This window comes from Pseudomonas sp. NPDC087615, from assembly GCF_044743445.1.
GTDB lineage: Bacteria > Pseudomonadota > Gammaproteobacteria > Pseudomonadales > Pseudomonadaceae > Aquipseudomonas > Aquipseudomonas baetica_A.
The window spans coordinates 20,760-46,848 of sequence record NZ_JBIUWM010000016.1 but is presented as its reverse complement, the minus strand read 5'-3'; the positions used below and the strand labels follow the sequence as shown (position 1 = coordinate 46,848).

Annotated in this window: 26 protein-coding genes; 8 read left to right on the top strand and 18 right to left on the bottom strand. The window is 61.1% G+C overall.

All coding sequences use genetic code 11. The features are described 5' to 3' along the window. Nucleotides 1–80 precede the first annotated feature (80 nt). The 10 genes from ACIOU6_RS10455 to ACIOU6_RS10410 form a co-directional block, all read right to left on the bottom strand. A complete protein-coding gene (locus ACIOU6_RS10455) occupies nucleotides 81–404 on the bottom strand; it encodes a DUF3392 domain-containing protein (RefSeq protein WP_095186985.1) in 324 nt (107 codons plus the stop codon). 35 nt (nucleotides 405–439) lie between these two features. Next, a complete protein-coding gene (hemW, locus tag ACIOU6_RS10450; protein ID WP_401135934.1) occupies nucleotides 440–1,645 on the bottom strand; it encodes a radical SAM family heme chaperone HemW in 1,206 nt (401 codons plus the stop codon). Continuing rightward, nucleotides 1,642–2,238 (bottom strand): RdgB/HAM1 family non-canonical purine NTP pyrophosphatase, encoded by a 597-nt coding sequence (gene rdgB, locus ACIOU6_RS10445; RefSeq protein WP_221732392.1) that lies wholly within the window; start codon nucleotides 2,236–2,238, stop codon nucleotides 1,642–1,644. The genes hemW and rdgB overlap by 4 nt, the downstream gene beginning before the upstream one ends. Next, entirely contained in the window at nucleotides 2,235–2,669 is a 435-nt protein-coding gene (locus ACIOU6_RS10440) for a DUF4426 domain-containing protein (protein ID WP_221732391.1), read from the bottom strand. Before ACIOU6_RS10440 ends, rdgB begins: the two co-directional genes overlap by 4 nt. 26 nt (nucleotides 2,670–2,695) lie before the next feature. Next, the gene (gene metW, locus ACIOU6_RS10435) at nucleotides 2,696–3,316 is read right to left on the bottom strand and encodes a methionine biosynthesis protein MetW (protein WP_221732390.1); all 621 of its coding nucleotides are present in this window, start codon (nucleotides 3,314–3,316) and stop codon (nucleotides 2,696–2,698) included. 7 nt (nucleotides 3,317–3,323) lie between these two features. After that, nucleotides 3,324–4,463: a homoserine O-acetyltransferase gene (locus ACIOU6_RS10430; protein WP_401135929.1), complete on the bottom strand. Its 1,140-nt coding sequence runs from the start codon at nucleotides 4,461–4,463 to the stop codon at nucleotides 3,324–3,326. Between the two features lie 185 nt (nucleotides 4,464–4,648). Beyond that, nucleotides 4,649–4,942: a DUF167 domain-containing protein gene (locus tag ACIOU6_RS10425; RefSeq protein WP_221732388.1), complete on the bottom strand. Its 294-nt coding sequence runs from the start codon at nucleotides 4,940–4,942 to the stop codon at nucleotides 4,649–4,651. After that, nucleotides 4,939–5,529: a YggT family protein gene (locus ACIOU6_RS10420; RefSeq protein ID WP_221732387.1), complete on the bottom strand. Its 591-nt coding sequence runs from the start codon at nucleotides 5,527–5,529 to the stop codon at nucleotides 4,939–4,941. The genes ACIOU6_RS10425 and ACIOU6_RS10420 overlap by 4 nt, the downstream gene beginning before the upstream one ends. Before the next feature lie 10 nt (nucleotides 5,530–5,539). Next, nucleotides 5,540–6,358: a pyrroline-5-carboxylate reductase gene (gene proC / locus ACIOU6_RS10415; RefSeq protein WP_401135925.1), complete on the bottom strand. Its 819-nt coding sequence runs from the start codon at nucleotides 6,356–6,358 to the stop codon at nucleotides 5,540–5,542. A 23-nt stretch (nucleotides 6,359–6,381) separates the two neighbouring features. Then, nucleotides 6,382–7,068 carry a YggS family pyridoxal phosphate-dependent enzyme gene (locus ACIOU6_RS10410; protein ID WP_221732385.1) on the bottom strand — a complete coding sequence of 229 codons (687 nt, stop codon included), beginning with the start codon at nucleotides 7,066–7,068 and terminating at the stop codon, nucleotides 6,382–6,384. A gap of 56 nt (nucleotides 7,069–7,124) precedes the next feature. Here ACIOU6_RS10410 and ACIOU6_RS10405 point away from each other — a divergent pair, with 56 nt between their 5' ends. Further along, nucleotides 7,125–8,159 carry a type IV pilus twitching motility protein PilT gene (locus tag ACIOU6_RS10405; RefSeq protein ID WP_401135922.1) on the top strand — a complete coding sequence of 345 codons (1,035 nt, stop codon included), beginning with the start codon at nucleotides 7,125–7,127 and terminating at the stop codon, nucleotides 8,157–8,159. 144 nt (nucleotides 8,160–8,303) lie between these two features. Here the strand turns inward: ACIOU6_RS10405 and ACIOU6_RS10400 are convergent, their stop codons facing one another. Next, the gene (locus ACIOU6_RS10400) at nucleotides 8,304–8,921 is read right to left on the bottom strand and encodes a C40 family peptidase (protein ID WP_221732383.1); all 618 of its coding nucleotides are present in this window, start codon (nucleotides 8,919–8,921) and stop codon (nucleotides 8,304–8,306) included. 248 nt (nucleotides 8,922–9,169) lie between these two features. On the opposite strand from ACIOU6_RS10400, the gene ACIOU6_RS10395 reads away from it, so the two are divergent. After that, the gene (locus ACIOU6_RS10395) at nucleotides 9,170–9,604 is read left to right on the top strand and encodes a TM2 domain-containing protein (RefSeq protein ID WP_221732382.1); all 435 of its coding nucleotides are present in this window, start codon (nucleotides 9,170–9,172) and stop codon (nucleotides 9,602–9,604) included. Between the two features lie 73 nt (nucleotides 9,605–9,677). Here the strand turns inward: ACIOU6_RS10395 and ACIOU6_RS10390 are convergent, their stop codons facing one another. The 7 genes from ACIOU6_RS10390 to gshB form a co-directional block, all read right to left on the bottom strand. Next, nucleotides 9,678–10,949 carry a dihydroorotase gene (locus tag ACIOU6_RS10390; RefSeq protein WP_221732381.1) on the bottom strand — a complete coding sequence of 424 codons (1,272 nt, stop codon included), beginning with the start codon at nucleotides 10,947–10,949 and terminating at the stop codon, nucleotides 9,678–9,680. Further along, nucleotides 10,946–11,950: an aspartate carbamoyltransferase catalytic subunit gene (locus tag ACIOU6_RS10385; RefSeq protein WP_221732380.1), complete on the bottom strand. Its 1,005-nt coding sequence runs from the start codon at nucleotides 11,948–11,950 to the stop codon at nucleotides 10,946–10,948. The genes ACIOU6_RS10390 and ACIOU6_RS10385 overlap by 4 nt, the downstream gene beginning before the upstream one ends. Before the next feature lie 27 nt (nucleotides 11,951–11,977). After that, nucleotides 11,978–12,484, bottom strand: a complete 507-nt coding sequence (pyrR, locus tag ACIOU6_RS10380) for a bifunctional pyr operon transcriptional regulator/uracil phosphoribosyltransferase PyrR (protein WP_221732379.1) — start codon at nucleotides 12,482–12,484, stop codon at nucleotides 11,978–11,980. A 97-nt stretch (nucleotides 12,485–12,581) separates the two neighbouring features. After that, nucleotides 12,582–13,019 (bottom strand): Holliday junction resolvase RuvX, encoded by a 438-nt coding sequence (ruvX, locus tag ACIOU6_RS10375; protein ID WP_008077844.1) that lies wholly within the window; start codon nucleotides 13,017–13,019, stop codon nucleotides 12,582–12,584. Next, nucleotides 13,019–13,591, bottom strand: coding sequence for a YqgE/AlgH family protein (locus ACIOU6_RS10370; protein ID WP_221732378.1), 573 nt, complete (start codon nucleotides 13,589–13,591; stop codon nucleotides 13,019–13,021). Before ACIOU6_RS10370 ends, ruvX begins: the two co-directional genes overlap by 1 nt. A gap of 170 nt (nucleotides 13,592–13,761) precedes the next feature. Continuing rightward, a complete protein-coding gene (locus tag ACIOU6_RS10365) occupies nucleotides 13,762–14,661 on the bottom strand; it encodes an energy transducer TonB (protein ID WP_401135916.1) in 900 nt (299 codons plus the stop codon). A 77-nt stretch (nucleotides 14,662–14,738) separates the two neighbouring features. Continuing rightward, nucleotides 14,739–15,692 (bottom strand): glutathione synthase, encoded by a 954-nt coding sequence (gene gshB / locus ACIOU6_RS10360; protein ID WP_401135914.1) that lies wholly within the window; start codon nucleotides 15,690–15,692, stop codon nucleotides 14,739–14,741. Nucleotides 15,693–15,917: 225 nt separating this feature from the next. Between gshB and pilG the strand changes: the two genes are divergently transcribed. From pilG to ACIOU6_RS10330, 6 genes are all read left to right on the top strand, one after another. Continuing rightward, entirely contained in the window at nucleotides 15,918–16,322 is a 405-nt protein-coding gene (gene pilG / locus ACIOU6_RS10355) for a twitching motility response regulator PilG (protein ID WP_007913673.1), read from the top strand. A 60-nt stretch (nucleotides 16,323–16,382) separates the two neighbouring features. Next, a complete protein-coding gene (gene pilH, locus ACIOU6_RS10350) occupies nucleotides 16,383–16,748 on the top strand; it encodes a twitching motility response regulator PilH (RefSeq protein WP_221732374.1) in 366 nt (121 codons plus the stop codon). Nucleotides 16,749–16,758: 10 nt separating this feature from the next. Continuing rightward, complete coding sequence (locus ACIOU6_RS10345; RefSeq protein WP_401135910.1) at nucleotides 16,759–17,298, top strand: chemotaxis protein CheW; 540 nt, start codon at nucleotides 16,759–16,761, stop codon at nucleotides 17,296–17,298. 141 nt (nucleotides 17,299–17,439) lie between these two features. Further along, on the top strand, nucleotides 17,440–19,500 hold the full coding sequence (locus ACIOU6_RS10340) for a methyl-accepting chemotaxis protein (protein WP_221732372.1): 2,061 nt from the start codon (nucleotides 17,440–17,442) through the stop codon (nucleotides 19,498–19,500). Between the two features lie 11 nt (nucleotides 19,501–19,511). Beyond that, nucleotides 19,512–25,421, top strand: a complete 5,910-nt coding sequence (locus tag ACIOU6_RS10335; RefSeq protein ID WP_401135907.1) for an Hpt domain-containing protein — start codon at nucleotides 19,512–19,514, stop codon at nucleotides 25,419–25,421. Further along, the gene (locus tag ACIOU6_RS10330; RefSeq protein ID WP_401135904.1) at nucleotides 25,414–25,884 is read left to right on the top strand and encodes a chemotaxis protein CheW; all 471 of its coding nucleotides are present in this window, start codon (nucleotides 25,414–25,416) and stop codon (nucleotides 25,882–25,884) included. Before ACIOU6_RS10335 ends, ACIOU6_RS10330 begins: the two co-directional genes overlap by 8 nt. The last annotated feature ends 205 nt before the right edge of the window (nucleotides 25,885–26,089 follow it).

Here is a 26,089-nt window from a genome sequence, read left to right as displayed (position 1 = left end):
ATCAGTCGATATCAATGTCGATTGATCTAACGTCTTCGCGAGCAAGCCCGCTCCCACAGTTGTTTTGTGTGTGTTGAAAATCAGCGGCGGTCGGCGACTACGCCGATCAGCACCAGCACCACCAACAGTACCGGCGCCAGACTGTAGTTGTTGAACTGGCTCAAGCCCTTGATCACCCAAGGCGTGGCGTAGATCAGTGCGGCGCCACTGCCGATCATGCACAGCAGGGCCATCAGCGGCACGCGCAAGGCGCCGGCGATGCTGCCCAGGCGTTGTTCGACCCAGCCTTTGAAGTCGGCGCCGAACAGCACCAGCAGGCAACCCACCAGCGCCAGGGCGATTTCCGAGAGGTTGCTGCGGCTCCAGCGGGAGACGGTGGCCAGCAGGTCGAGTATCAAATCCATGCGTTTTCCCTTGGGACAGAAGTTGAGGGTTGGGCTCAGTTCAGAAATTGTTGCAGCAAGTCGTTGAGGAACAACTGTCCCCGCTCGGTGGCTGCCAGGCGTGACGGTTCGACCTGTAACAGGCCGCTTTGTTCTGCCTCTTGCCGGTGTTCGGCGAGACTCTCCAGGGGCAGCCCGGTGCGCTCTGGATACAGGCGCGACTCCACGCCTGCGGTCAGGCGCAGAGCGTTCATCAGAAATTCGAACGGCATTTCATCATTGGTCAGTGCCTTTTCGCCAGCCCGAAAATTTTTCGCCGGGTTGAGGTAGTCCTTCGGCAAGCGCGTCTTCCAGGTGCGCACGATACGTCCGTCCGGGTGGCTGAGTTTGCCGTGGGCGCCGGCGCCGATGCCGATGAAATCGCCAAAACTCCAGTAATTAAGGTTATGCCGCGCCGGGCGACCGGGCAGGGCATAGGCCGAGACTTCGTATTGCGCGTAACCGTGTTCGGCCAGCAGCGCTTGCCCGGCTTCTTGAATGTCCCACAGCGTGTCGTCTTCCGGCAGCACAGGCGGCTGGTTCCAGAACACGGTGTTCGGTTCCAGCGTCAGTTGATACCAGGAAATGTGCGTGGGTTTGAGTTCAATGGCCTGGCGCAGATCGCTCAAGGCATCGTCCAGCGACTGGTCCGGCAAGCCGTGCATCAAGTCGAGGTTGAAGTTGTCGAACCCGGCCTGCCGCGCCATGCCTGCCGCGCGCACGGCTTCATCGCCGTTGTGGATGCGGCCCAAGGCTTTGAGTTTTTCCTGCTGGAAGCTCTGAATGCCGATCGACAGGCGATTGATCCCCAGCTTGCGATACGCAACGAACTTCTCTTGCTCGAACGTCCCGGGATTGGCTTCCAGAGTGATTTCGATGTCGGCGGCGAACGGAATGCGCTGTTTGACGCCTTCCAGCAAACGCCCGAGGGCGTCGGCACTGAACAGGCTTGGTGTGCCGCCACCGAAGAAAATCGAACTCAGCTCACGACCATAGACGGCGTGCAGATCCTGATCGAGATCGGCCAGCAACGCGTCGACGTATTCCTGCTCCGGCAACACTGGGCTGGCGGTGTGTGAGTTGAAATCGCAATACGGGCATTTGCGCACACACCACGGGATGTGGATGTACAACGCCAGGGGCGGCAGCGTGGGTAGCGGTGCCCGAGGCGAAGAGGCGGCGCCGCCGATGATCAGCGACGACGCAGAGGGGGTGTCGGTCATTTCAGGCCCAGACGCTGGCGCAGCAGATCCATTGCACGGGCGCGGTGGCTGATCTGGTTCTTGTCGGCAGGTGTCAGTTCGGCGCTTGAGCAATCGCGCTCCGGCACCCAGAACAGCGGGTCGTAGCCGAAACCGTGCTCGCCGCTGGCGGAGGTCAGCATGCGCCCGTGCCACAGGCCTTCGCAAAGGATCGGCAACGGATCATCGGCGTGACGCACCAGCGCCAGGACGCAGACGAATTGCGCGCCGCGTTCGGCTTCAGGTACGTCGTTGAGGGCGTCGAGCAATTTGGCGTTGTTCGCCGCATCGCCCTTGCCGTCGGCATAGCGCGCCGAGTAGATGCCCGGCGCACCGCCGAGGAAATCCACCGCCAGACCGGAATCGTCGGCCAGCGCCGGCAGCCCGGAAATGCGTGCAGCATTGCGTGCCTTGAGAATCGCGTTCTCGACGAACGACAGGCCGGTTTCCTCCGGCTCAACCGTGCTCCACTCGCCGATCGAGCGCAGTTGCACCGATTCGCCGAGCATGGCCTGGAGTTCCTTGAGTTTGCCGGCGTTATGGCTGGCCAGTACGAGTTGCTTGAGGTTCATCATTCGCCGGGAAAAAGTTCTTGGTTGAAATTGATGGTGTCGATCTTGTCACCGGTCTGCACCTTGATTTCAAAGGTACGGGTTTCTTGCTGAGGTACCGGGTATTGGGCGATGTAGTAGATCGCGCCCTGTTCGGTGACTTGCTTGAAATTCAGCGGCACGCTCTGGCTGGTCAGGTCTTTGACCGTGCCGGTGACGCTGGCGCTCAGAGGTTTGCCGTCCTTGATCACCGAGACATTGATCACGCCTTGGTTCTTGCTGCGGATCAGTTCGGCAGCCTTGGCGATGTCTGGCGTCAGGAAGGTGGAGTTGAAGGTGTTGTAATGCACGGTGACATCACCGAACACTTCCTTGCGCTCACTCTTGATGGCATCGGCGGCCATCGCAGTGGCGCTCAGGCAGGCAGTGAATAACAACAGCGCTAAACGGCCCATGATCGTTCTCCTCGGATTGTCGTGGCTCAGACCGCGACCTTGTGGTCAGCCAGCACGGGGCTGCTGACGCGGTAGATACCAATTTCACCTAACAGATTAGGCCATAGCTTACTGGCCCACCCGTGGCGGTGCTGTTGATCTACGGCAAGCCGATCAATGACCTTCGCGTCACGTTCGCGACAAAGTTCTTCAAAGTCTTCGAAGGTGCAGAAGTGGATGTTCGGCGTGTTGTACCAGGTATATGGCAGAAACTCGGAAACCGGCATGCGGCCCTTGCTCGCCAGGTACCAGCGGCAGCGCCAGTGGCCGAAGTTGGGGAAGGTAATGATGCACTGCCGGCCAACGCGCAGCATTTCGTCGAGGATCTTGTCCGGGTAATGCACCGCCTGCAGAGCCTGGGTCATCACCACGATGTCGAAGCTGTTGCTGGCGAAGTTGCCCAGCCCCTTGTCCAGGTCCTGCTCGATGACGTTGACGCCCTTGGCCACGCACTCGGCGATGTTGCTGGCGTCGTTTTCCAGGCCATAACCGGTGACCTGTTTGTGGTCGCGCAGCCAGCTCAGCAACTCGCCGTTACCGCACCCGAGGTCGAGGACGCGGCTGCCGGCGGGGATCCATTCCTGGATGATTTCCAGATCAGCTCTCATGGCTTTCTCACAGCGTGATTCGGTTCATGTAATTGCCGAACGCCTGCAAGTAGCGGGGGATCGGAATCAGGAAGGCGTCGTGGCCCTGTGGCGCGTCGATTTCCAGATAGCTGACGTCTTTGCGCGCCGCCATCAGTGCATCCACCAGTTCCCGCGAACGGGCCGGGGAGAAGCGCCAGTCAGTGGTGAACGACATCACGCAGAACTTGGCCGTGGCGTTCTCGAAGGTTTTCGCCAGGTTATCGTCGAAGTTCGCTGCCGGATCGAAGTAGTCCAGCGCCTTGGTCATCAACAGATAGGTGTTGGCGTCGAAGCGTCCGGAGAACTCTTCGCCCTGATAGCGCAGATAGCTTTCGACCTGGAACTCGACACTGTGGAAGTCGTAGTTGAGCTTCTCGCTCTTCAGGCCGCGGCCGAATTTCTCGCCCATGGAGTCGTCGGACAGGTAGGTGATGTGCCCGACCATCCGCGCCAGCATCAGTCCGCGCTTGGGGATCACGCCCGCTTCCTGGAACGAACCGCCGTGGAATTCCGGGTCGGTGAGGATCGCCTGGCGCGCCACTTCGTTGAAGGCGATGTTCTGCGCCGACAGCTTGGGGGCCGAAGCGATGGCCAGGCAGTGGCGTACGCGATCCGGGTAAGTAATGGTCCATTGCAGCGCCTGCATGCCGCCGAGGCTGCCGCCGATGACAGCCGCCCACTGGCCGATGCCCAGCAGGTCGGTCAGGCGCGCCTGGCTGTGCACCCAGTCTTCGACGGTCAGCACCGGGAAATCGGCGCCAAATGGCTTGCCGGTTTCCGGGTTGAGGCTGCTCGGACCGGTGGAGCCGTTGCAGCCGCCGAGGTTGTTCAGGCTGACCACGAAGAACTTGTTGGTGTCGATCGGTTTGCCGGGGCCGATGCAGCTATCCCACCAGCCGGGCTTGCGGTCGTCGGGGCTGTGATAGCCGGCAGCATGATGATGGCCGGACAAGGCATGGCAGATCAGTACAGCGTTGCTCGCCTGCGTGTTCAGCGTGCCGTAGGTTTCGTAGATCAGGTCATAGGCCGCCAGCGAACGGCCACAGGCCAAAGCCAGAGGTTCGCTGAAGTGCGCCGTGTGCGGCGTCACCAGACCAACAGAATCGGGGGGAAAGGCAGTTGGCATCGACCCTGCTCTCGTTGAAATGAGGCGTAAGTCTAAAGACCGGTGGGGTTAGCGGCAAGCAACGATCGGGCCTGATGTGTTCGCTCTGGACCGAGGTGCGGCCATTCGCGAGCAAGCCCGCTCCCACAGGGGATCGCATTCCAATGTGGGAGCGGGCTTGCTCGCGAATAGGGCGACTCGGTGCTTCAGTTTGGGCGCACTAGGTCAGGCAAATCCGGCAGCTTGTTCGGCGAGCAGATCTTCACCCGCTTCTGCCGGTTCAACTCGCCACTGAGCAAGCTGACCTGGCTTTTGGAAACCCCAAACGCCTTGGCCAGAAAACCCATCAGGTAGGCATTGGCCTTGCCCTCGACCGGCGGCGCGGTGAGGCGGATCTTCAAACGATCACCGTGCAGCCCGCAGAAATCATCGCTACGGGCCGCCGGTTGCAGATGACATTCGAGGATCAGGTCGTCCCCGTCCCAGCGAAACCAGCTCACATCAGCAGGCGCAGGATTTCCGGCATCATCGTCATCGCCGCGAGGTTGTTGATCACCAGCATGTCGATCAGTTTCAGCGCCAGGAACGCGAAGATCGGCGACAGATCGAGACCGCCCAGGTTCGGCAGGAAGCGACGGAACGGCGCCAGGGCCGGTTCGCAAATCTGATTGACCAGTTCGGCACCCGGATTGTGGCTGCCCGGAGCGACCCACGACAGGATCACACTGATGATCAGGGCGAAGAAGAAGATCTTCAGGAACAGCGCGGTCACGCCAATGATCGACCAGATAAACAGTTGCAGCGGGTTACCAGTGGTGCCGTAAGTCAGCAGCAGGGTCAGCGCCATCAGCGCCAGTTGCACGAGGATCGCCAGCACCAGCGACGACATGTCGAGGCCGAACAGGCTCGGGATGATCCGGCGCAGCGGCTTGAGCAGCGGCTGAGTCGCTTTGACGATGAACTGGCAGAGAGGGTTGTAGAAGTTCGCCCGCACCAGTTGCAGGACGAAGCGCAGCAGTACGATCAGCAGGTACAGGCTGCCGAGGGTTTGCAGCACGTAAACCGCTGCGGTGTTCAATCCAATCATGTAAGGCTCCTTATTTGCCCAGTTGTTCGGCCATTTCGGCCGAGCGGTGCGCGGCGGCGCCGAGTGCTTTTTCAACCAGGGCTTCGAAACCACCGGCCTGGAACGATTTGATTGCAGCTTCAGTAGTGCCGGCCGGCGACGTCACGCGGCGGCGCAGTTCGGCGGCATCAACGTCGCTGGAAGCGGCCATGTGCGCGGCGCCGAGGGCGGTTTGCAGGGTCAGTTGTTCAGCGGTTTCTTTTGGCAGGCCGAGTTTGACGCCTGCGGCGGTCATCGCTTCGATCAGCAGGAAGAAATACGCCGGGCCGGAACCGGACACCGCAGTGACCGCATCCAGTTGCTGCTCTTCGTTCAGCCACAGCGCGATGCCGACGGCGGACAGCAGCTCTTCGGCTTGCTGGCGCTGCTCGGCGGTCACTTCGTGGGTGGCGTACAAACCGCTGACGCCCTGACGCAACAGCGCCGGAGTGTTCGGCATGCAGCGCACGATCGGCTGCTCGCCGAGCCAAGCGGTCATGCTCGCGCAAGTGATGCCGGCAGCAATCGAAACCACCAGCTGATTGGGTTTCAGGCTCGGGCGGATGGCTTCGCACACCGCTTTCATTGCCTGTGGCTTGACCGCGAGAACGATGACGTCGACGCCGTCGATGGCTTGAGCGTTATCGGCAAACGTTTCGATGCCATGCGCGGCGCTGACCTTGGCGCGGGTTTCTTCACCCGGATCGCTGGCGCGGATGTGCGCGGCTTCCAGACCCTTGGCCCGCAGGCCGCCGATGAGGCTGGCGGCCATGTTGCCGGCACCGATAAAGGCAATGCGTGTGTTGCTCATGTCAGGTCCTTATCTGGAGATGTTCAGGATTGGGAATAGTCTCGGGCGCCAAACAGGGCCGTACCGATACGAACCCAGGTGGCGCCTTGGGCGATAGCCGACTCGAGGTCGTGGCTCATGCCCATCGAAAGTGTGTCGAGCGGCAGATTCAGGCTTTCCTGCAAACGTTGCACAGCCGCAAAAGCGGCGTCCTGTTCGGCGCGATCTTCGGTCGGCTCGGGAATGGCCATCAGTCCGCGCAGTTTCAGGCGCGGCAAGGCGCTGATGGCATTGGCCAGCGCCGGCAGATCGGCCGGGGTGCAGCCTGACTTGCTGGCTTCACCGCTGACGTTGACCTGAATGCAGATGTTCAGCGGCGGCAGGTCGGCCGGGCGCTGCTCGGACAGGCGTTGGGCGATTTTCAGGCGATCCACGGAGTGCACCCAGTCGAAATGCTCGGCGATGGCGCGAGTCTTGTTCGATTGAATGGGGCCGATGAAGTGCCAGATCAAGGGCAGGTCGGCCAGTTCGAGCTGTTTGCCCAAGGCTTCCTGCAGGTAGTTCTCGCCAAAGTCACGCAGGCCGGCGGCATGCGCTTCGCGCAGGGCTTGGGCGGGTTTGGTTTTGCTTACCGCCAGCAGTTGGACGCTGTTTTCATCGCGCTTTGCAGCTTTTACCGCTGCCTGGATGCGCGAACCAACCAGTTGGATGTTGTCTGCTATCGTGGACATCAAGAGGCGCCAGCGGTCTGAAGGTTCGCGGCATTCTACTGGAATTGAGGAGCGCTATGGATATCACTGAACTGCTGGCCTTCAGCGCCAAACAGGGCGCGTCCGACCTGCACCTGTCGGCCGGTCTGCCGCCGATGATTCGCGTCGATGGCGATGTGCGACGGATCAATCTGCCCGCGCTGGATCACAAGCAAGTGCACGAGTTGATCTACGACATCATGAACGACACCCAGCGGGTCGACTTCGAGAAACACCTGGAAACGGATTTCTCCTTCGAGGTCCCCGGCGTTGCGCGTTTTCGGGTCAATGCCTTCAACCAGAATCGTGGTGCGGGCGCCGTGTTCCGGACTATTCCGTCGAAGGTTCTGACCATGGAAGACCTGGCCATGGGCGATGTCTTTCGCAAGATCACCGATGCGCCACGCGGGCTGGTGCTGGTCACCGGGCCGACCGGTTCCGGCAAGTCGACCACGCTGGCGGCGATGATCGATTACCTCAACACCCATCGCCATCACCACATCCTGACCATCGAAGATCCCATCGAATTCGTTCACGAATCGCGCAAATGTCTGATCAATCAGCGTGAAGTCCACCGCGATACCCGCAGTTTCGCCACCGCGTTGCGTTCAGCGTTGCGGGAAGACCCGGATGTGATTCTGGTGGGCGAGATGCGCGACCTGGAAACCATTCGCCTGGCGCTGACCGCGGCTGAAACCGGGCATCTGGTATTCGGCACGCTGCACACCACCTCGGCGGCCAAGACCATCGACCGGGTGGTGGACGTGTTTCCCGGTGACGAGAAATCGATGGTGCGTTCGATGCTGTCGGAGTCGTTGCTGGCGGTGGTCTCGCAGACGCTGATCAAAAAGGTCGGCGGCGGGCGGGTGGCGGCGCACGAAATCATGCTAGGCACGTCGGCGATCCGGAACCTGATCCGTGAGGACAAGGTGGCGCAGATGTATTCGGCGATTCAGACCGGAGGGTCGTTGGGGATGCAGACACTGGACATGTGCCTGAAGGATCTGGTGACCAAAGGCTTGATCAGCCGCGAGCATGCGCGGGAGAAGGCGCGGACGCCGGATAGTGTCTGAGCGGGAGCTTGTGGCGCTTCCATTGTCCCCTTCGCGAGCAAGCCCGCTGCCACCTTTGATTTGTGAACGACACAGATCCAATGTGGCAGCGGGCTTGCTCGCGAAGGGGCCAGTACTGCTTGAGCAGATTCTGGATCAGTCAGCTCAGCGCTGAACCACGCGCATCTGCTTCGACTCGTTGGGCAATACACGTTTGGCAACGACGTAGTGCTTTTGCCAGTACGGTTTGTTCAGTGTGTCGATGCTCACCGCTTTGCCACGACGTGGTGCGTGGATGAAGCGGTCGTTGCCCAGGTAGATCGCAACGTGATTGACCCGACGGCTCTTGATGTTGAAGAAAATCAGATCGCCCGGCTTCAGATCCTTGCGCTCGACTTTCACGCCGTGGCCGCTGGCCATGGCATTGGAGGTGCGTGGCAGGTCGAACGTAGCGTCGTTGAACGCGTATTTCACCAGGCCGCTGCAATCGAAGCCTTTACTTGGGCTGCTGCCGCCCCAACGGTAAGGCGTACCGAGGACGTTCACCGCACGGCTGAGGACGTTGCTGCTGGTTTTGTTAGCCATCTGCGGAAGCAGCTTGCTGTGGCCATTGCTGCTCAGTGTGGTGTGTTTGACCTGTTTGCTTTTGCTCGATGGAGCAGAAGCATGGGATTTAGGGGTAAAGCCGTTAACGTTAGGAAGACGTTGCTCACGATTGGTGGCGTGGGCGGCCAGTGGCATTAATAGGCAAATAGTTAGCCATGTCTTGAAAAATGGTCGCATTAGGCGTGGCTCTTAGGTGATAGCGCGCAACTTTATAACAGCTTTTTTGTCCCTAACGAGGCCGTTGGTCGATTCAATCGGGAGGCAACGGAACCAAATAAGCTGCAAATTGACGCGATTGTCTGACAGAAGTCCGGTGTTATAAGGGTTTGACGGACGTCACCCTAACATTTGCCATACGTCGGCCACCTGTAAAAAAGTCACAAAGAATTTAAGAATATTTATCTATCGTGTGCAACGAGGTCTTCATGAACAGCTATCGGTTACCCCGTGTTAAGGAAAAAGACACCCACAGCAAAGTGATCGGCTACCTGCTGTGGATTTTCGGTTTTACCGGCGCTCACCGCTTTTACTACGGCAAACCGGTGACCGGGACGATCTGGTTTTTCACCTTCGGTTTGTTAGGCATCGGCTGGCTGATCGACGTGTTTCTGATCCCGGCGATGGACCGCGAGGCGGATCTGCGTTTTGCCGAAGGGCCGATCGAATACAACGTGGCGTGGATTCTGCTGACGTTCCTTGGCGTGCTCGGTGTGCACCGGATGTACCAAGGCAAATGGATCAGTGGTGTGCTGTACCTGCTGACCGGTGGGTTGTTCTTTGTGGGTGTGCTGTATGACTTCTGGACGCTGAATGATCAGGTGTCGCTGCGTAACGCCGAAAATCGCGGTGCCTTCCAGTAAGCCTTCGTGAGCAAGCCCGCTCCCACACTGGATCTGTGATCGACACAAATCCCTTGTGGGAGCCAGCCCGGTATCAAGCCTGGTGGCTGATCCGCCCATCCACCAGGGTATAGCGAACCACACCCGGCAAGCTGTGACCGAGGAATGGGCAGTTCTCGCCCTTTGACAGCCAGCCTTCACCGGCCACGGTCGAGGCTTTCGGATCGAACAGCACGATATCCGCCGCACCGCCCACCGCCAGTTTGCCCGCTGGCAGGCGCAGCGCCTGCGCTGGGCCTGCGCTCAGGCGTGCCAGCAGGGTCGGCAGATCGAGCAAGCCATCCTCAACCAGCGTCATCGCCAGTGGTAGCAGCAATTCAACACTGCTGATGCCTGGCTCGGTCTCGCCGAACGGTGCCAGTTTGGCGTCACGCTCGTGGGGCTGGTGATGGCTGGAGATCGCCGACACCACACCCGACTTCACGGCCTCACGCAGGCCATCGCGGTCGGCGCGGGTGCGCAGCGGCGGCTGGACGTGATAGAGGCTGCTGAAGTCGATCAGCGCTTCGTCGGTCAGAATCAGCTGATACAACGCCACGTCTGCCGTCACTTTCAAACCACGGGCCTGCGCCTGAGCGATCAGCGCAACGCCGCGAGCGCTGGTCAACTGGCTGAAGTGCGCGCGCACCCCGGTTTGTTCGACCAGCAGCAGGTCCCGGGCCAAGGCCACGGTTTCAGCGGTTTCCGGAATGCCCGGCAGGCCAAGGAAACTGGCGGTTGGGCCTTCGTGGGCCAGCCCCCCGTCGGCCAGATCGTGATCCTGCGAGTTGAAGATCACGGTCAGGTCGAAGGTGGCTGCGTAATCCAGCGCCCGGCACAGGGTGCGGGTGTTGCGGAAACTCTCCAGACCATTGCCGAATGCGACGCAACCGGCGTCACGCAGCGCGATCAGTTCGGCCAGTTGTTCGCCGTCCAGGCCTTTGCTCAGCGCACCAATCGGGAACACCTTGGTGTTGCCGGCCTCGCGGGCGCGGTCGAGGATCAACTCGGCCACGGCGGAGGTGTCGAGCACCGGTTTGGTTTTCGGCGGGCAGCACAGGCTGGTCACGCCACCGGCCGCCGCCGCGCGTGTTTCGCTGGCGATGGTGCCCTTACGGCTGTAACCCGGCTCGCGCAGGGCGACGTTCAAGTCGACCAGGCCCGGAGCGGCCACAAGGCCTGTGGCGTCGATGGTTTCTACAGCGTTGAAACCGGCCGGCGCTGCGCCAAGGGCGACGATCTTGCAGGCTTCAACGTGAATGTCGGTGATTTGATCCAGGCCGCTGCTTGGATCGATGACGCGGGCGCCGAGAATGCTGAGCTTCACTGGGCGTTCTCCTGCTCGAATTGACGTTGCGCAGTCTGTCCGCTCATGGCCATCGACAGCACAGCCATACGCACCGCGATGCCGTAGGTCACCTGGTTGAGGATCACCGAGTGCGGGCCGTCGGCCACTGCGGACTCGATCTCCACCCCGCGGTTGATCGGCCCCGGGTGCATGACGATGCAATCGGGTTTGGCCCCGGCCAGACGTGCAGTGGTCAGGCCGAACAAGCGATAGAACTCGCCTTCGCTCGGCAGCAGGCCGCCGGTCATGCGTTCACGCTGCAGGCGCAGCATGATCACCACGTCAACGTCCTTCAGGCCTTCAGTCATGTCGGTGTAAACCTTGACGCCGTACTGCTCGATGCCGATCGGCAGCAGGGTTTTCGGCGCGATTACGCGGATGTCCGGGCAGCCGAGGGTTTTCAGCGCGAGCATGTTCGAACGCGCCACCCGCGAGTGCAGGATGTCGCCGACGATGGCCACCGAGAGGTTTTCGAAGCCGCCCTTGTGCCGACGAATGGTGAGCATGTCGAGCATGCCCTGGGTCGGGTGCGCGTGACGGCCGTCGCCGCCATTGATGATCGCCACTTGCGGGCAAACATGCTCGGCGATGAAGTGCGCGGCGCCGGAGTCACCGTGGCGTACGACGAACATGTCGGCGGCCATGGCTTCGAGGTTGCGCAGGGTGTCGAGCAGGGTTTCACCTTTACTGGCCGACGACGTCGACACGTTCAGGGTGATCACGTCCGCCGACAGCCGCTGGGCTGCCATTTCGAAGGTGGTGCGGGTGCGGGTGGAGTTTTCGAAGAACACGTTGCACACGGTCTTGCCACGCAGCAACGGGACTTTCTTCACCGCGCGGGCACCGACTTCAAGGAACGAGTCGGCGGTGTCGAGGATTTCCGTCAGCAACTCGCGGCGCAGGCCGTCGAGTGAGAGGAAGTGGCGCAGCTGGCCCTGATCATTGAGCTGCAGCGGGCGCTTGGTATCTAGAGGCGTCATCGCGAGGGGGACTCTCAATAGGGCGGATTAAGGATTCAGGTCTTGCAGTTCGAGCGTCAACGGCTCGGGGCCGGACAGCTTCACGCGCTCGTGGGCGGCCAGCGACAGCGTTGCGCCGACCACGTTCGGGCGGATCGGCAGCTCGCCAGCGTCCAGATCGAGCAGGCAGACCAGGGTCACACTGGCCGGGCGGCCATAGTCGAACAGTTCATTCAGGGCGGCGCGGATGGTGCGTCCGCTCATCAGTACGTCGTCGATCAATACCAGATGCTGGCCTTCGATTTCGAAGGGCAGGGCGGACGGACGCACTTGCGGGTGCAGGCCGTTCTGGCTGAAGTCGTCGCGGTAGAAGGAGACATCCAGCGTGCCCAGTGGTGCGTCGCTGCCCAGTTCCTTGAGCAGAGCCTGCGCGACCCAGATGCCGCCGGTGCGGATGCCGATGTAACGCGGTTCGCTGATATCACGCTGTGCAAGGTGCGCCTTGAGGCGGGTCGCCATCTGACTGATCAGATCGGCGGGGTTGGGCAGGCTCATGGTTGCTCCTTCTTCGACCCGAGCCGTGTCCTGCCGGACGTGGCTGGGGGTTTAGCCAAAAGAAAAGCGCCGTAGCGCTTTCCAGAATTAAATGCAGTCAGGATTCAAACAATGCAGTGTTTTCATCGAGCCAGCCCTGCAACAGCAGCGCGGCGGCGATGGCGTCCACCGGGTTGTCGCGGTAACTGCCCTTCTGGCCGCCGCGCACCAGTCGCTCGCCCTTGGCCTCGAACGTGGTCAGGCGTTCGTCGTGGGTATAGAAGGGCACGTTGAAGCGGCCGTTGAGGCGGCGGGCGAATTTCTCGGCGCGCAGGCACATCTCGCTCGGCGTACCGTCCATGTTCAGCGGCAAGCCGACCACCACGGCGTCGGGTTTCCATTCCTTTATAAGGGCCTCGACCTGGTTCCAGTCGGGCACGCCGTTCTGCGCTTTCAAGGTGCAGAGTTCGCGGGCCTGGCCGGTGATCACCTGGCCGACGGCAACGCCGATCTGTTTGGTGCCGTAGTCGAAGCCAAGAATCAAGCGCAGGGCCATCAGGCGTGACCTGCCTGGCTGGTCAGCAGATTGAGGTTGATTCCCAAGTGCCTAGCCGCCGCTTCAAGGCGTAATTCGCTGCTGGTGTTGAACAGGATGTCGGCGTCGTACGGGCAGGTCAGCCAGGCGTTGTCGGCCATTTCGGCCTCCAGTTGCCCGGCTTCCCAACCGGCGTAGCCGAGGGCGATCAGGCTTTTCGCCGGGCCCACGCCGTCAGCAATGGCGAACAGCACGTCTTGCGAGGTGGACAGGGCCAGGTCGCCGTCGAGCTGGGCGGTGGCCTGGAAGGTCTTACCCGCCGGGTGCAGGACAAAGCCGCGATCGGTTTGTACCGGGCCGCCGATGAAAATCGGCACATGCTGGCAGAGCGCAGGCGGGTCGATTTCCGGGCGCAATTGCTCAAGGATGTCAGCCAGATTCAGCTCTTGCGGCCTGTTGACCACAATGCCCATGGCGCCATTGGCCGTGTGCTCGACGATGTAGGTCAAGGTGTGGGCAAAGTTCGGGTCGGCCATGTGGGGCATGGCGATCAGGAATTGGTGCTTGAGGTAGCTGGGGCTGACGTTTTTCATGTGCGCTAGTGTGGCGTTCAAGGGGCGAACTGACAAGCTGGGGATGTAAGCAACACACCGATCAAATGTAGGAGTGAGTCTGCTCGCGACGAGGTCGGCAGACTCAAAATTGCACTGTCAGGCAGATTGCTATCGCGAGCAGGCTCGCTCCCACAGGGGGGGCGGTGTATTCAGTTGCTGGACAACCGGTCACCCCGGGCGAATTTCCAGGTGCGGATGATTTCCAGTCGGTCGATATCCGACAGATCGCCGGTAAACGGTGCAAACGGCGCCGCCAGTCGGACGATGCGCTGTGCCGCCTGATCCAGCAGCGGATGGCCGGACGATTCCAGCACCAGCACTTCATACAGCGAACCGTCGCGGTTGATCGAGACCAACAGCCGCAAATTGCCGTAGATCTGTTTGCGCCGCGCTTCGTCGGGGTAATTGAGGTTGCCGATGCGCTCGACCTTCTTGCGCCAATCGTCTTTGTACCAGGCGCCCTTGTCACGCATGGTCGACGCGGCGCTCAAACGGTGGATGCGTGGGCGTTTGGCGTACAGCTGTTGTTCCTTGGCCAGTTCCGCTTCGAGGCTGGCGATGTCGCTGGACAGCTGCGAGCTGTCGAACTGCGGCGCGTCGACGGTCGGTTTGACTGCGGTCTTGGGTTCTTCTTTCTTGGTTGGCGCTTTTTTCGGCTTTGGCGCGACCGTGGTCACGGCAGCCTTGGGCGCGGCTTCCTGCACTGGCGGTTTGGCGGCCGGTGGCGGGGTGACCTTTTTGACCTGATTGTCCTGGAACGGCGCGACTTCGGTGGTCTTGGGGATCGCCTTCTTGTCGAGGGTGCCGCTGCCTTCCTGATGTTCCTGCGCCAGAAAGTCAGCTTTCTGGGGCTTCTTTTCGCTCTTGAAGGTGGCGAGGGTGATTTCCAGGGTTTTGCTGATCTGCTTGGGCTCGACCATCGTGAAGCCGACGCCAAGCAGCAGCGCCAAATGAATCAGCACCGCGAGAAACAGGGTAAATCCGAGGCGATCGGCCGGGCGCACGCCGCGATGGGCGAGTTCAGTGGGCAGATCGGACGGGAGGGTCATGACAAGGAAACCAACATCGCGTTTTTCAGAGGCGGGGCATGATAACGCAATGTTGGTCGCATCTTGGTTGTTCTATCTCAACGAGCTTGAAGCTTCTGATCGATGGCATCCATCAACAGGCCACCAATGTCGGTGCCAAACGCGTTATCGATTTCACGGATGCAGGTTGGGCTGGTGACGTTGATCTCGGTCAGGTGCTCGCCAATCACGTCCAGGCCGACGAACAACAGGCCTTTCTCGCGCAAGGTCGGGCCGACCTGAGCGGCGATCCAGCGATCCTTGTCGGTCAGCGGCCGCGCTTCACCACGGCCACCGGCCGCGAGGTTGCCACGGGTTTCGCCCTGCGCCGGAATCCGCGCCAGGCAGTAATCCACCGGCTCGCCGTCGATCATCAGAATGCGCTTGTCGCCGTCCTTGATGGCTGGCAGGTAAGCCTGACCCATGATCTGCTGGCCGCCGAGGGCGGTCAGGGTTTCCAGAATTACCGAGAGGTTCGGATCGCCTGCACGGTGGCGGAAGATCGACGTGCCGCCCATGCCGTCCAGCGGCTTGAGGATCACGTCGCCGTGTTTGGCGGCGAATTCACGCAACACATCCGCGCGGCGGCTGACCACGGTCGGTGGCGTGCACTGCGGGAACAGCGTGGCGAACAGCTTTTCATTGCAGTCGCGCAGGCTCTGCGGCTTGTTGACCACCAGCACGCCCGCGGTTTCGGCTTGTTCGAGCAGATAAGTGGAGTAGACGAACTCCATGTCGAACGGTGGATCCTTGCGCATCAGGATCACGTCCAGATCGCTCAGCAGGTTGTCCTGCTCGGCGTCCAGCTCAAACCATTTTTCCGGGTTGGCGAAGACTTTCAGCGGCTTCATGCGCGCCCGGGCCTGACCTTCGGCCTGATACAGGTCGCGCTGCTCCATATAGAACAGCTCCCAGCCGCGCTTCTGCGCGGCCAGCAGCATGGCCAGCGAGCTATCCTTTTTATAGGAGATGCTGGCGATAGGGTCCATGACAATCCCGACGCGAACGCTCATTGGGTTTTCCTCGAAAATTGGCTACCGGATCGGTATGAAAAAAGTGCCGCCAGAGTGGCGCCGGGCGGGTTTGCGGTCAAGGAAAAACCCGTCGATAGATTGCATCTGGAGACTGTGCTAAAAAGGCTGCCATGCCGTGCTGGCCCTTGAACATCAAGGGTTTCCGGCCATCAGTCATCACAAAACGGACAATTTGATTCGCAAAGGCGACGGTAGAGCCCCCTTATGGAACAGCAGTCCAGCGCCTTGAAGGTCATGGTGATCGACGACTCCAAAACGATTCGTCGCACCGCCGAAACATTGTTGAAAAATGTCGGCTGCGAAGTGATCACGGCGATTGACGGTTTCGACGCGTTGGCGAAGATCGCCGACAACCATCCCGGAATCATTTTTGTCGACATCATGATGCCGCGTCTGGATGGTTATCAGACCTGCGCTTTAATCAAGAACAACAGCGCGTTCAAGGCAACGCCGGTGATCATGCTGTCGTCCAGGGACGGGTTGTTCGACAAGGCCAAGGGCCGGATTGTCGGTTCTGATCAATTTTTGACCAAGCCTTTCAGCAAGGAAGAACTGCTCAACGCGATTCAGGCCCATGTTCCGGGCTTCGCCGCTGTTTTGCCGCAGTAAGACACGCACAGTGACGCTCGGCCAGCGGGCCGGATGTCGACAAGAAAAATGGGGAAGACCATGGCACGTATCCTGATCGTCGATGATTCGCCGACTGAAATGTACAAACTGACCGGCATGCTGGAAAAGCACGGCCACGAAGTGCTGAAAGCCGAAAACGGCGCCGACGGTGTCGCGCTGGCCCGTCAGGAAAAACCTGACGCGGTACTGATGGACATCGTCATGCCCGGCCTCAACGGCTTTCAGGCGACCCGTCAGTTGACCAAGGACGCCGATACCAGCCACATCCCGGTGATCATCATCACCACCAAGGATCAGGAAACCGACAAGGTCTGGGGCACTCGTCAGGGCGCCAGGGACTACCTGACCAAACCCGTCGACGAAGAGACCCTGATCAAAACCCTGAACAACGTACTCAAAGGCTGATCGCGCAACCATGAGCGAATCGCTGACCGCGTTCGAACTGCTCTGGCAGATCGACCAGCGCTGCCGCTTGCTGGCGGCGGACCTGCCGTCGCAACCGGCGCGCCAGGATCGCTGGAGCGGCATCGGCTTTCGCCTCGGCGAGCACTGGTATGTGGCGCCGATGGGCGAAGTCAGCGAAGTGCTGCATGAACCGCGTTTCACTCAGTTGCCCGGGGTCAAGCCGTGGGTCAAAGGGGTCGCTAATCTGCGGGGGCGCTTGTTGCCGGTCATGGACCTGTGCGGTTTCTTCGGACATGAACTGTCGCAACTGCGTAAACAGCGGCGGGTATTGGTGGTCGAGCATGGCGAGGTGTTTGCCGGGCTGATGGTCGATGAGGTCTTCGGTTTGCAGCACTTCGATCAGGACAGCTTCGAGCCCATTTCGATCAGTAAACGGCAGGGCTCCAAGGCTGAGTTCGTCAAAGGGTATTTCCGACGCGAGCAGAACTGGCGGGTGTTCAGCCTGTTTTCGCTGGCAAAATCCCCGGTGTTCATGAGCGTCGCAATTTAGTCGAAACACCACAAATCCCATGTGGGAGCGGGCTTGCTCGCGAATACGGTCTGACATTCAATTCGATGCTGGCTGACCCACCGCATTCGCGAGCAAGCCCGCTGCCACATTGAATGCGGCAGGTTTCATAGGCGAGGACCGATGACAAAAGCAAACACAGGCAAGTCGGCGGAAGGATCGCGCAGTCGCTCGCAGATCGTCGTGCTGTTCATCGCACTGATCGTGTTCATCATGCTGCTGTTCGCCAACTTCGCCTACCTCAACACCCAGGCGAACCACGACAAACAGTACATCGGCCACGCCGGTGAGCTGCGCGTGCTCTCGCAGCGTATCGCCAAGAACGCCACCGAAGCCGCTGCCGGCAAAGCGGCTGCGTTCAAGTTGCTCAGTGATGCGCGCAATGATTTTGCCCAGCGTTGGGGTTATTTGAAAAAGGGTGACCCGGCCACCGGCCTGCCACCCGCGCCGTCTGCCGTGCGCCCGGAAATGCGCGCCGTGCAACTGGACTGGGAGCGATTGCTGAAAAACACCGACGCCATTCTCTCCAGCGAACAGACCGTACTGTCCCTGCATCAAGTCGCCGCGACCCTGGCCGAAACCGTGCCGCAGTTGCAGATCGAATACGAAAAAGTCGTCGAGATCCTCCTCCAGCGCGGCGCTCCGGCCGCCCAAGTGGCGATGGCTCAGCGCCAATCGCTGTTGGCCGAACGCATCCTCGGCGCGGTCAACACGGTGCTTGCCGGTGATGAAAACTCCCAACAAGCTGCTGATGCCTTTGGCCGCGACGCCACCCGTTTCGGCCAGGTACTCAACGGCATGCTTCAGGGCAACCCGACACTGAAAATCAGCCAGGTCGAAGACCGCGACGCCCGTGCACGCTTGAGTGAAATTTCCGAACTGTTCCAGTTCGTCTCCGGCTCCGTGGATGAAATCCTCGAAACCTCGCCGGAACTGTTCAAGGTTCGCGAATCGGCCAGCAACATCTTCAACCTGTCGCAAACCCTGCTCGACGAAGCTTCGCACCTGGCCAACGGTTTCGAAAACCTGGCGGGCGGGCGCAACACCGACACCATCGGTGGCTATGTGCTGGGGTTGCTGGCGCTGGCCTCGATCATCCTTATCGGCCTGGTGATGGTGCGTGAAACCAATCGCCAACTGCGCGAGACCGCCGAGAAAAACGAGCGCAACCAGAACGCGATCATGCGACTGCTCGACGAAATCGAAGACCTCGCCGACGGCGACCTGACCGTGACCGCCTCGGTAACCGAAGACTTCACCGGCACCATCGCCGACTCGATCAACTATTCCGTCGACCAACTGCGCGATCTGGTCGCAACCATCAACCTCACCGCCGGCCAGGTCGCCGCAGCGGTGCAGGAAACCCAGGCCACCGCCATGCACCTGGCCCAGGCTTCGGAACACCAGGCCCAGCAGATTTCCGAAGCCTCGACCGCGATCAGCGACATGGCCCAGTCCATCGATCAGGTCTCGGCCAACGCCGCCGAATCGTCGGCGGTGGCCGAGCGCTCGGTAGAGATCGCCAACAAGGGCAACGAGGTGGTGCACAACACCATCCACGGCATGGACAACATTCGCGAGCAGATTCAAGACACCGCTAAACGCATCAAGCGCTTGGGCGAGTCTTCGCAGGAGATCGGCGATATCGTCAGCCTGATCGACGACATTGCCGACCAGACCAACATTCTGGCCCTCAACGCCGCGATTCAGGCGTCGATGGCCGGTGATGCCGGACGCGGTTTTGCCGTGGTGGCCGACGAAGTGCAGCGGCTGGCCGAGCGCTCGTCCGCCGCCACCCGGCAGATCGAAACCCTGGTGCGGGCGATCCAGACGGACACCAACGAAGCGGTGATCTCGATGGAGCAGACCACCACCGAAGTGGTGCGCGGCGCACGGCTGGCGCAGGATGCCGGTGTGGCCCTGGAAGAAATCGAAGGCGTGTCCAAGACGCTCGCGGCGCTGATTCAGAGCATCTCCAATGCGGCGCAGCAGCAGACGTCGTCGGCTGGGCAAATTTCGCTGACGATGAACGTGATCCAGCAGATCACTTCGCAGACCTCGTCCGGCTCCACGGCCACCGCCGAGAGCATCGGCAACCTGGCAAAAATGGCCAGTCAGTTGCGCCGCTCGGTGTCCGGCTTCACCTTGCCGGCGGCCTCCGCGTCGGCGACGGATAAAGTGTGATTGGAGCTGCTATGGGTGATCGCCACGACTATGTGGCCCTCGAGTGGGTCAAAGGCGAAATAGCCGAAACGCTGAAACAGGCGCATCAGGCCATTGAAACCGTGCTCGATGATCCGCAGGCGACGCCTGGGCTGGACGAGTGCCTGGATTACATCCATCAGGTCCACGGCAGCCTGCAGATGGTCGAGTTCTATGGCGCGGCACTGCTGGCCGAAGAAATGGAGCAACTGGTCGAAGCCCTGCAACACGAGCGCGTCAGCCATCGCGACGAAGCCCTGCACCTGTTGCTGCAAGCCCTTGGGCAATTGCCGATCTACCTTGATCGCGTGCAGAACGCTCGACGCGATCTGCCGTTGGTGGTGCTGCCGCTGCTCAACGATTTGCGCAGTGCCCGGGGCGAAAGCCTGCTTTCGGAAACCAGCCTGTTCAGCCCACAACTGCCCGAACTGCCGCCCCTGAGCGCAGAAGCGCTGGCATTGCTGGCGCCGGCAGAACTGCCAAACATGCTGCGTAAATGGCGCCAGATGCTGCAAATGGCCTTGGTCGGTTTGCTGCGCGAGCAGGACGATCAGACGCACCTCGATTATCTGGCGAAGGTCTTCACCCGCCTCGAAGCCTTGAGCGGCAATGCGCCGTTGAGCCCCTTGTGGCAGGTGGCATCAGCCTTGGTCGAAGGCATGCGCCAAGGCGAGATCGCCAACAGCCCGGCGCTGCGCAGCCTGTTCAAGGATGCTGACAAGGAACTCAAACGTCTGCTCGAACAGGGCATGGCCGGCCTCAACCAGCCGCCACCGCCGGAGCTGCTCAAAAGCCTGTTGTTCTATATTGCCAAAGCCGAACATCCCACCGGGCAGATGCTGACCATGAAAGATCACTACTCCCTGGACGACGCGTTGCCCGACAGCGCGATGGTCGACGAAGAGCGCACGCGCCTGGCCGGCCCCGACCGCGACGCGATGCGCTCGGTGCTGGCAGCGTTGTGTGAAGAACTGGTGCGGGTCAAGGAGCGCCTGGACCTGTTCGTGCGCAGCGACCGTCAGCACATCTCGGATCTGGAGACGCTTCTGGCGCCGCTGCGGCAGATCGCCGACACCCTCGCGGTGCTCGGTTTCGGCCAGCCGCGCAAAGTCATCATCGATCAACTGGCGGTGGTGCTCAGCCTCGCTCAAGGCCAGCGCGAGCCGAACGACGCCATCCTGATGGACGTCGCCGGGGCGCTGCTGTATGTCGAAGCAACGCTGGCCGGCATGGTCGGGACCGTCGAGCCGCAAAGCCCGGAAGATTCGCGCCTGCCGACCACCGACCTGACGCAGATCCACCAGATCGTGATCAAGGAAGCGCGCATTTGCCTGCAACAGGCCAAGGACATGATCGTCGACTACATCGACGCCGACTGGGATCGCCAGCATCTGCTGCCGCTGCCGGCGCTGCTGACCCAGGTGCGCGGTGCGCTGGCGGTGATTGCGCTCAGTCGCGCGGCCAATCTGGTTGAGGCCTGCAATGGTTTTATCCGCGAACACCTGCTGCTCGATCCGCACGAACCGGGCTGGCAGCAACTGGACAACCTCGCCGACGTCATTACCAGTCTTGAGTATTACCTTGAGCGTTTGAGCGATGACCCACTGGCGCCGAGCGAGCAACTGTTGGACGTCGCGCAAAAGTCCCTCGCCAGCCTCGGTTTCTTTCCCGACGAGCAGCCCAACGAACAGCATGTGCCGGTGCTCGACGATGTGCTCAGCCCCAGCGAAGCGCTGGTGATGCAAGACATGCAGGCGCTCGACGACCCGCACATCGTCCAGTCGCTGGCGGATGTGCTGGCCAGCCCGGTGTCGGCGGTCAACCCACCGGCACTGATCACCCCCGGCAGCCTGATGCCGCCGCCGGCGGATGAAGAACCGGTCGACGATGAACTGCGCGAAGTGTTCCTCGAAGAGACCGACGAAGTCCTCGAAGTCCTCCACGAATACCTGCCGCGCTGGACGGCCAATCCGCAGGATCGTGCCGCGCTGAGCGAACTGCGCCGCGCCTTCCATACCCTCAAGGGCAGCGGACGCATGGTGCGTGCGTTGATCCTCGGGGAGCTGGCGTGGGCGATGGAAAACCTGCTCAATCGCGTGCTGGAACAGAGCGTCGAGCCCGGCTCGATCGTGCAGCAACTGCTTGGCGACACCGTGCTATTGCTGCCGGAGCTGATCAGCGAGTTCGCCACCCAACGTCAACGCCAGCGCAGCGATGTCGATCAACTCGCCGCCCGCGCCCACGCCCTGGCCAAGGGTGACGAGCCGCTGGCCGCCGAAGACGTCGATGACGTCGCGGCGCTCGACCCCTTGTTGCTGGAGATCTTTCGCAACGAGGCCGAAAACCATCTCGTTAGCCTCAATCGTTTCCTCGATCAAGCCGCCGAACATGTGCCGCTGCAAGCCAGCGACGAGTTGCAGCGCGCGTTGCACACCCTCAAGGGCAGTGCATCGATGGCCGGTGTCTCGCCGATTGCCGAACTGGCCGCCCCGCTCGATAAACTCGCTCGCGAATTCAAGGCCCATCAACTGGCGCTGGACCTTGATGAGGTGGAATTGCTGCTTGAAGCCGAAGGCCTGTTTCGGGTCGGCCTGCGTCAGCTAAAGCACGATCCGCTGGCACCGATTGTCGGTGCTCAGTCGCTGATCAAACGCACGGAAACATTGCTTGCCGAACGTCTGGAATCGATCCTCAATGCGCTGAACACCGGCCTGCGCGTCAAGCGCGACCCGCAACTGATCAACAATTTCCTCGCTCAGGGCATGGACATTCTGCTCGACGCCGAAAGCCTCTTGCAGCGCTGGCAGCAGCACCCCGGCGAACGTCAGGAACTCAGCGCGTTGCTGGACGAACTGACCACCCTCGGCGAAGGTGCGCACCTGGCGGATCTGCTGCCGGTCGACGTGTTGTGCGAAGCCTTGCTCGACCTTTATGGGGCCGTCGAAGAAAGCAGCCTGGCGGTCAGTGACAGGTTTTTTCAGGAAGCGCAGAACGCCCACGAAGCGCTGATCAACATGCTCGACGAACTGGCTGCCGGTCAGGAAGTCACGCCGCAGCCTGAGCGGATTCGTGCCTTGCATGACCTGCTCGATGAGAGTCTCGACCCGTCGTCCATGGGCTTGATCCGCAGCGATGGCAGCCGCAGCCTGAGCATCCGCGAACTGGGTGCGGCGACGGCCGAACTGTCACAAACCGCTGCGTCTGCTGCGCCGGATGACGAGATTGTCGAGATCTTCCTCGAAGAGGCGGTGGACATTCTCGACAGTTCCGGCCAGGCCTTGCAGCGCTGGTTGAAAGACCCTGACAACACCGCGCCGCTGTCGTCCTTGCAACGCGACCTGCACACCCTCAAGGGCGGCGCGCGGATGGCTGAGGTCGAGGCCATCGGCGATCTGGCTCAGGAACTGGAAAGCCTTTATGAAGGGCTGCTCGATCGGCGCTACAGCCATAACGAAGCCTTGGACCGCTTGCTGCACAAGAGCCATGACCGGTTGGCTCAGTTGCTTGATCAGTTGCAAAACCATCAGTCGCTGACCCCGGCGCAGGAGCTGATTGAAACCATTCGACAGCTGCGCCAGGGGCAGTCGCTGAGCGAGACACCCCAGCCGACGACGGATCACGACAGCGTCGGGCACGATCCGGAACTGCTGGAAATCTTCCTCGAAGAAGGTTTCGACATCATCGAAAACTCCGGCGCCGCGCTGCTGCGCTGGCAAGCCGAGCCGGGCAATCGTCAGGAAGTCGAGACCCTGCTGCGCGATCTGCACACCCTCAAGGGCGGCGCGCGGATGGTCGAGATCGGTCCCATCGGCGACCTCGCTCATGAGCTGGAATACCTTTACGAAAGCGTCTCGGCGGCCACGCTGCAAACCTCGGGCGAGCTGTTCGCCCTGGTGCAGCGAGGCCATGACCGATTGGCGCAAATGCTCGATGCTGTGCGCGCCGGGCAACCGTGCCCGCCGGCGGATCGCCTGATCAATGCGATTCAGAATTTCAGTCACCCGGCGAGCCTCGACACGCCGCCGCTGTTGCCTCTGCCGGTTAAAACCGAAACCACGGCGCCCGCCCCGGACGCCGGTGCGGACATGGTCAAGGTCTCCGCCGAACTGCTCGACGATCTGGTTAACCTGGCCGGGGAAACCTCGATTTTCCGGGGTCGCATCGAACAGCAAGTCAACGACGCGCAAGTGGCGCTCAACGAGATGGAAACCACCATCGAGCGCATGCGCGATCAGTTGCGCCGCCTCGACACCGAAACCCAGGGACGCATCCTCAGCCGTCAGCAAGTGGACGCCGAGCGCCTCGGTTACGAAGAATTCGATCCGCTGGAAATGGACCGTCACTCGCAGTTGCAGCAACTGTCGCGGGCCCTGTTCGAATCCGCCTCCGACCTGCTCGATCTCAAGGAAACGCTGGATCGACGCAATCAGGACGCGGAAAACCTGCTGCAGCAGCAAGGGCGGATCAACACCGAATTACAAGAAGGCCTGATGCGCTCGCGCATGGTGCCGTTCGAGCGGATGTTGCCGCGCCTCAAACGCATCGTCCGCCAGGTCGCCGAAGAGCTGAACAAAGATGTCGCGTTCGTCGTTGGCAACGCCGAAGGCGAGATGGATCGCAACGTGCTCGAGCGCATGGCCGCACCGCTGGAACACATGCTGCGCAACGCCGTTGACCACGGGCTGGAAACCGCCGAAGTGCGGTTGGCGGCGGGCAAACCTGCGCAAGGGCAGATCCGCCTCGACCTGTCCCGCGAGGGCGGCGACATCATTTTCGACATCCGCGACGACGGCGCCGGGGTGCCGCTGGACGCCGTGCGCCGCAAAGCGATCAAGCGCGGCATGCTCGCCGCGCAGGCCGAGATCAGCGACCGCGACGTGTTGCAATTCATCCTCCAGCCGGGGTTTTCCACCGCCGAAAAAATCACCCAGATTTCCGGGCGCGGCGTCGGCATGGACGTGGTTCACGAAGAAGTCCGGCAACTGGGCGGCAGCATGAGCATCGACTCGGTGCCGGGGCAGGGCGTGCATTTCCGCATTCGCCTGCCGTTCACCGTGTCGGTCAACCGTGCGCTGATGGTGCAGTGCTTTGAAGACCAGTACGCGATACCGCTGAACACCATCGAGGGCATTGTTCGCGTATTGCCGAATGATCTGGAGGGGCATTTGCGCCACGATCCGCCGAGCTATCAATACGCCGGGCAACGCTATGAATTGTGCTATTTGGGCGAGCTGCTCAAAACCGCGCCGCGCCCCAAACTGATCGGTCAGAGCTTGCCGTTGCCGGTGCTGCTGGTGCAATGCAACGACCGCCGCGTCGCCGTGCTGGTCGACGCCATGGCCGGTACCCGCGAGATTGTGGTCAAGAGCCTCGGCCCGCAGTTTGCGGCGGTGCAGGGCGTGTCCGGCGCGACGATTCTCGGCGATGGCCGGGTGGTGCTGATTCTTGATTTGCTGGCGCCGATCCGGGCGATGCAGGCGCGCGTTGCGCGACATCCGGCGCTGCCGGACATCGACAGCGAACCGCACAAACCGCTGCTGGTGATGGTGGTCGACGACTCGGTCACCGTGCGCAAGGTCACCAGCCGTTTGCTCGAACGTCACGGCATGAATGTGCTGACCGCCAAGGACGGGGTCGATGCCATGTTGCTGCTGGAAGAACACATGCCCGACCTGATGCTGCTCGACATCGAAATGCCGCGCATGGACGGCTTCGAAGTCGCCACCCAAGTGCGCCACGACGAACGCCTGCAACACCTGCCGATCATCATGATCACCTCACGCACGGGGCAGAAACACCGCGACCGCGCCATGGCCATCGGCGTCAACGACTACCTCGGCAAGCCGTATCAGGAATCGGTGCTGCTCGAGAGCATTGCCCACTGGAGCAAGAAACATGCATGAGCGCCGGTACAATGCGCGTAACAGCCAACTCACCGGCCTGCTGCTGCCGCTGGCCGATCGCAACCTGATTCTGCCCAACGTCGCGGTGGCCGAGTTGATCGACTACCAGGCCAGCGCGTTCGATCTCGATACGCCACCGTGGTATCTGGGGCGGGTGAGTTGGCGTGAACGGCAGATTCCGTTGCTCAGTTTCGAGTCGGCGTGCGGGCAGAAAATCGTCATCGGCGAACGGGCACGGATCGTCATTCTCAATGCCCTCGGCGGGTTGCCGGAGCTGAAGTTCATTGCGCTGCTGGTGCAGGGGATTCCGCGGTCGTACAAGCTCGACAGTCAGTTGAGTTATGTCGATGTGCCGTTGTGTGGGCTGGAGCAGGCGGCGGTGCAGGTGGGGGAACAGGTGGCGAAGGTGCCGGATTTGTTGGGGTTGGAGAAGTTGTTGGTGGATGCGGGTCTCGTTGACTGATCCAAGATTTGCGGTGACCAGACTGGACTCTTCGCGAGCAAGCTCGCTCCCACAGTAGGTTTATGTCGTACACAAAATCTGCGTTCTCTGAAGATCTCCTGTGAGCGAGCTTGCTCGCGAAAGCGCCAGTCGCCACACCTCAATCCGACAGACAAATCCTCAATCTCTGTGCGCAATAAACGCCTTCCAGTCGCATTGTTTAAAG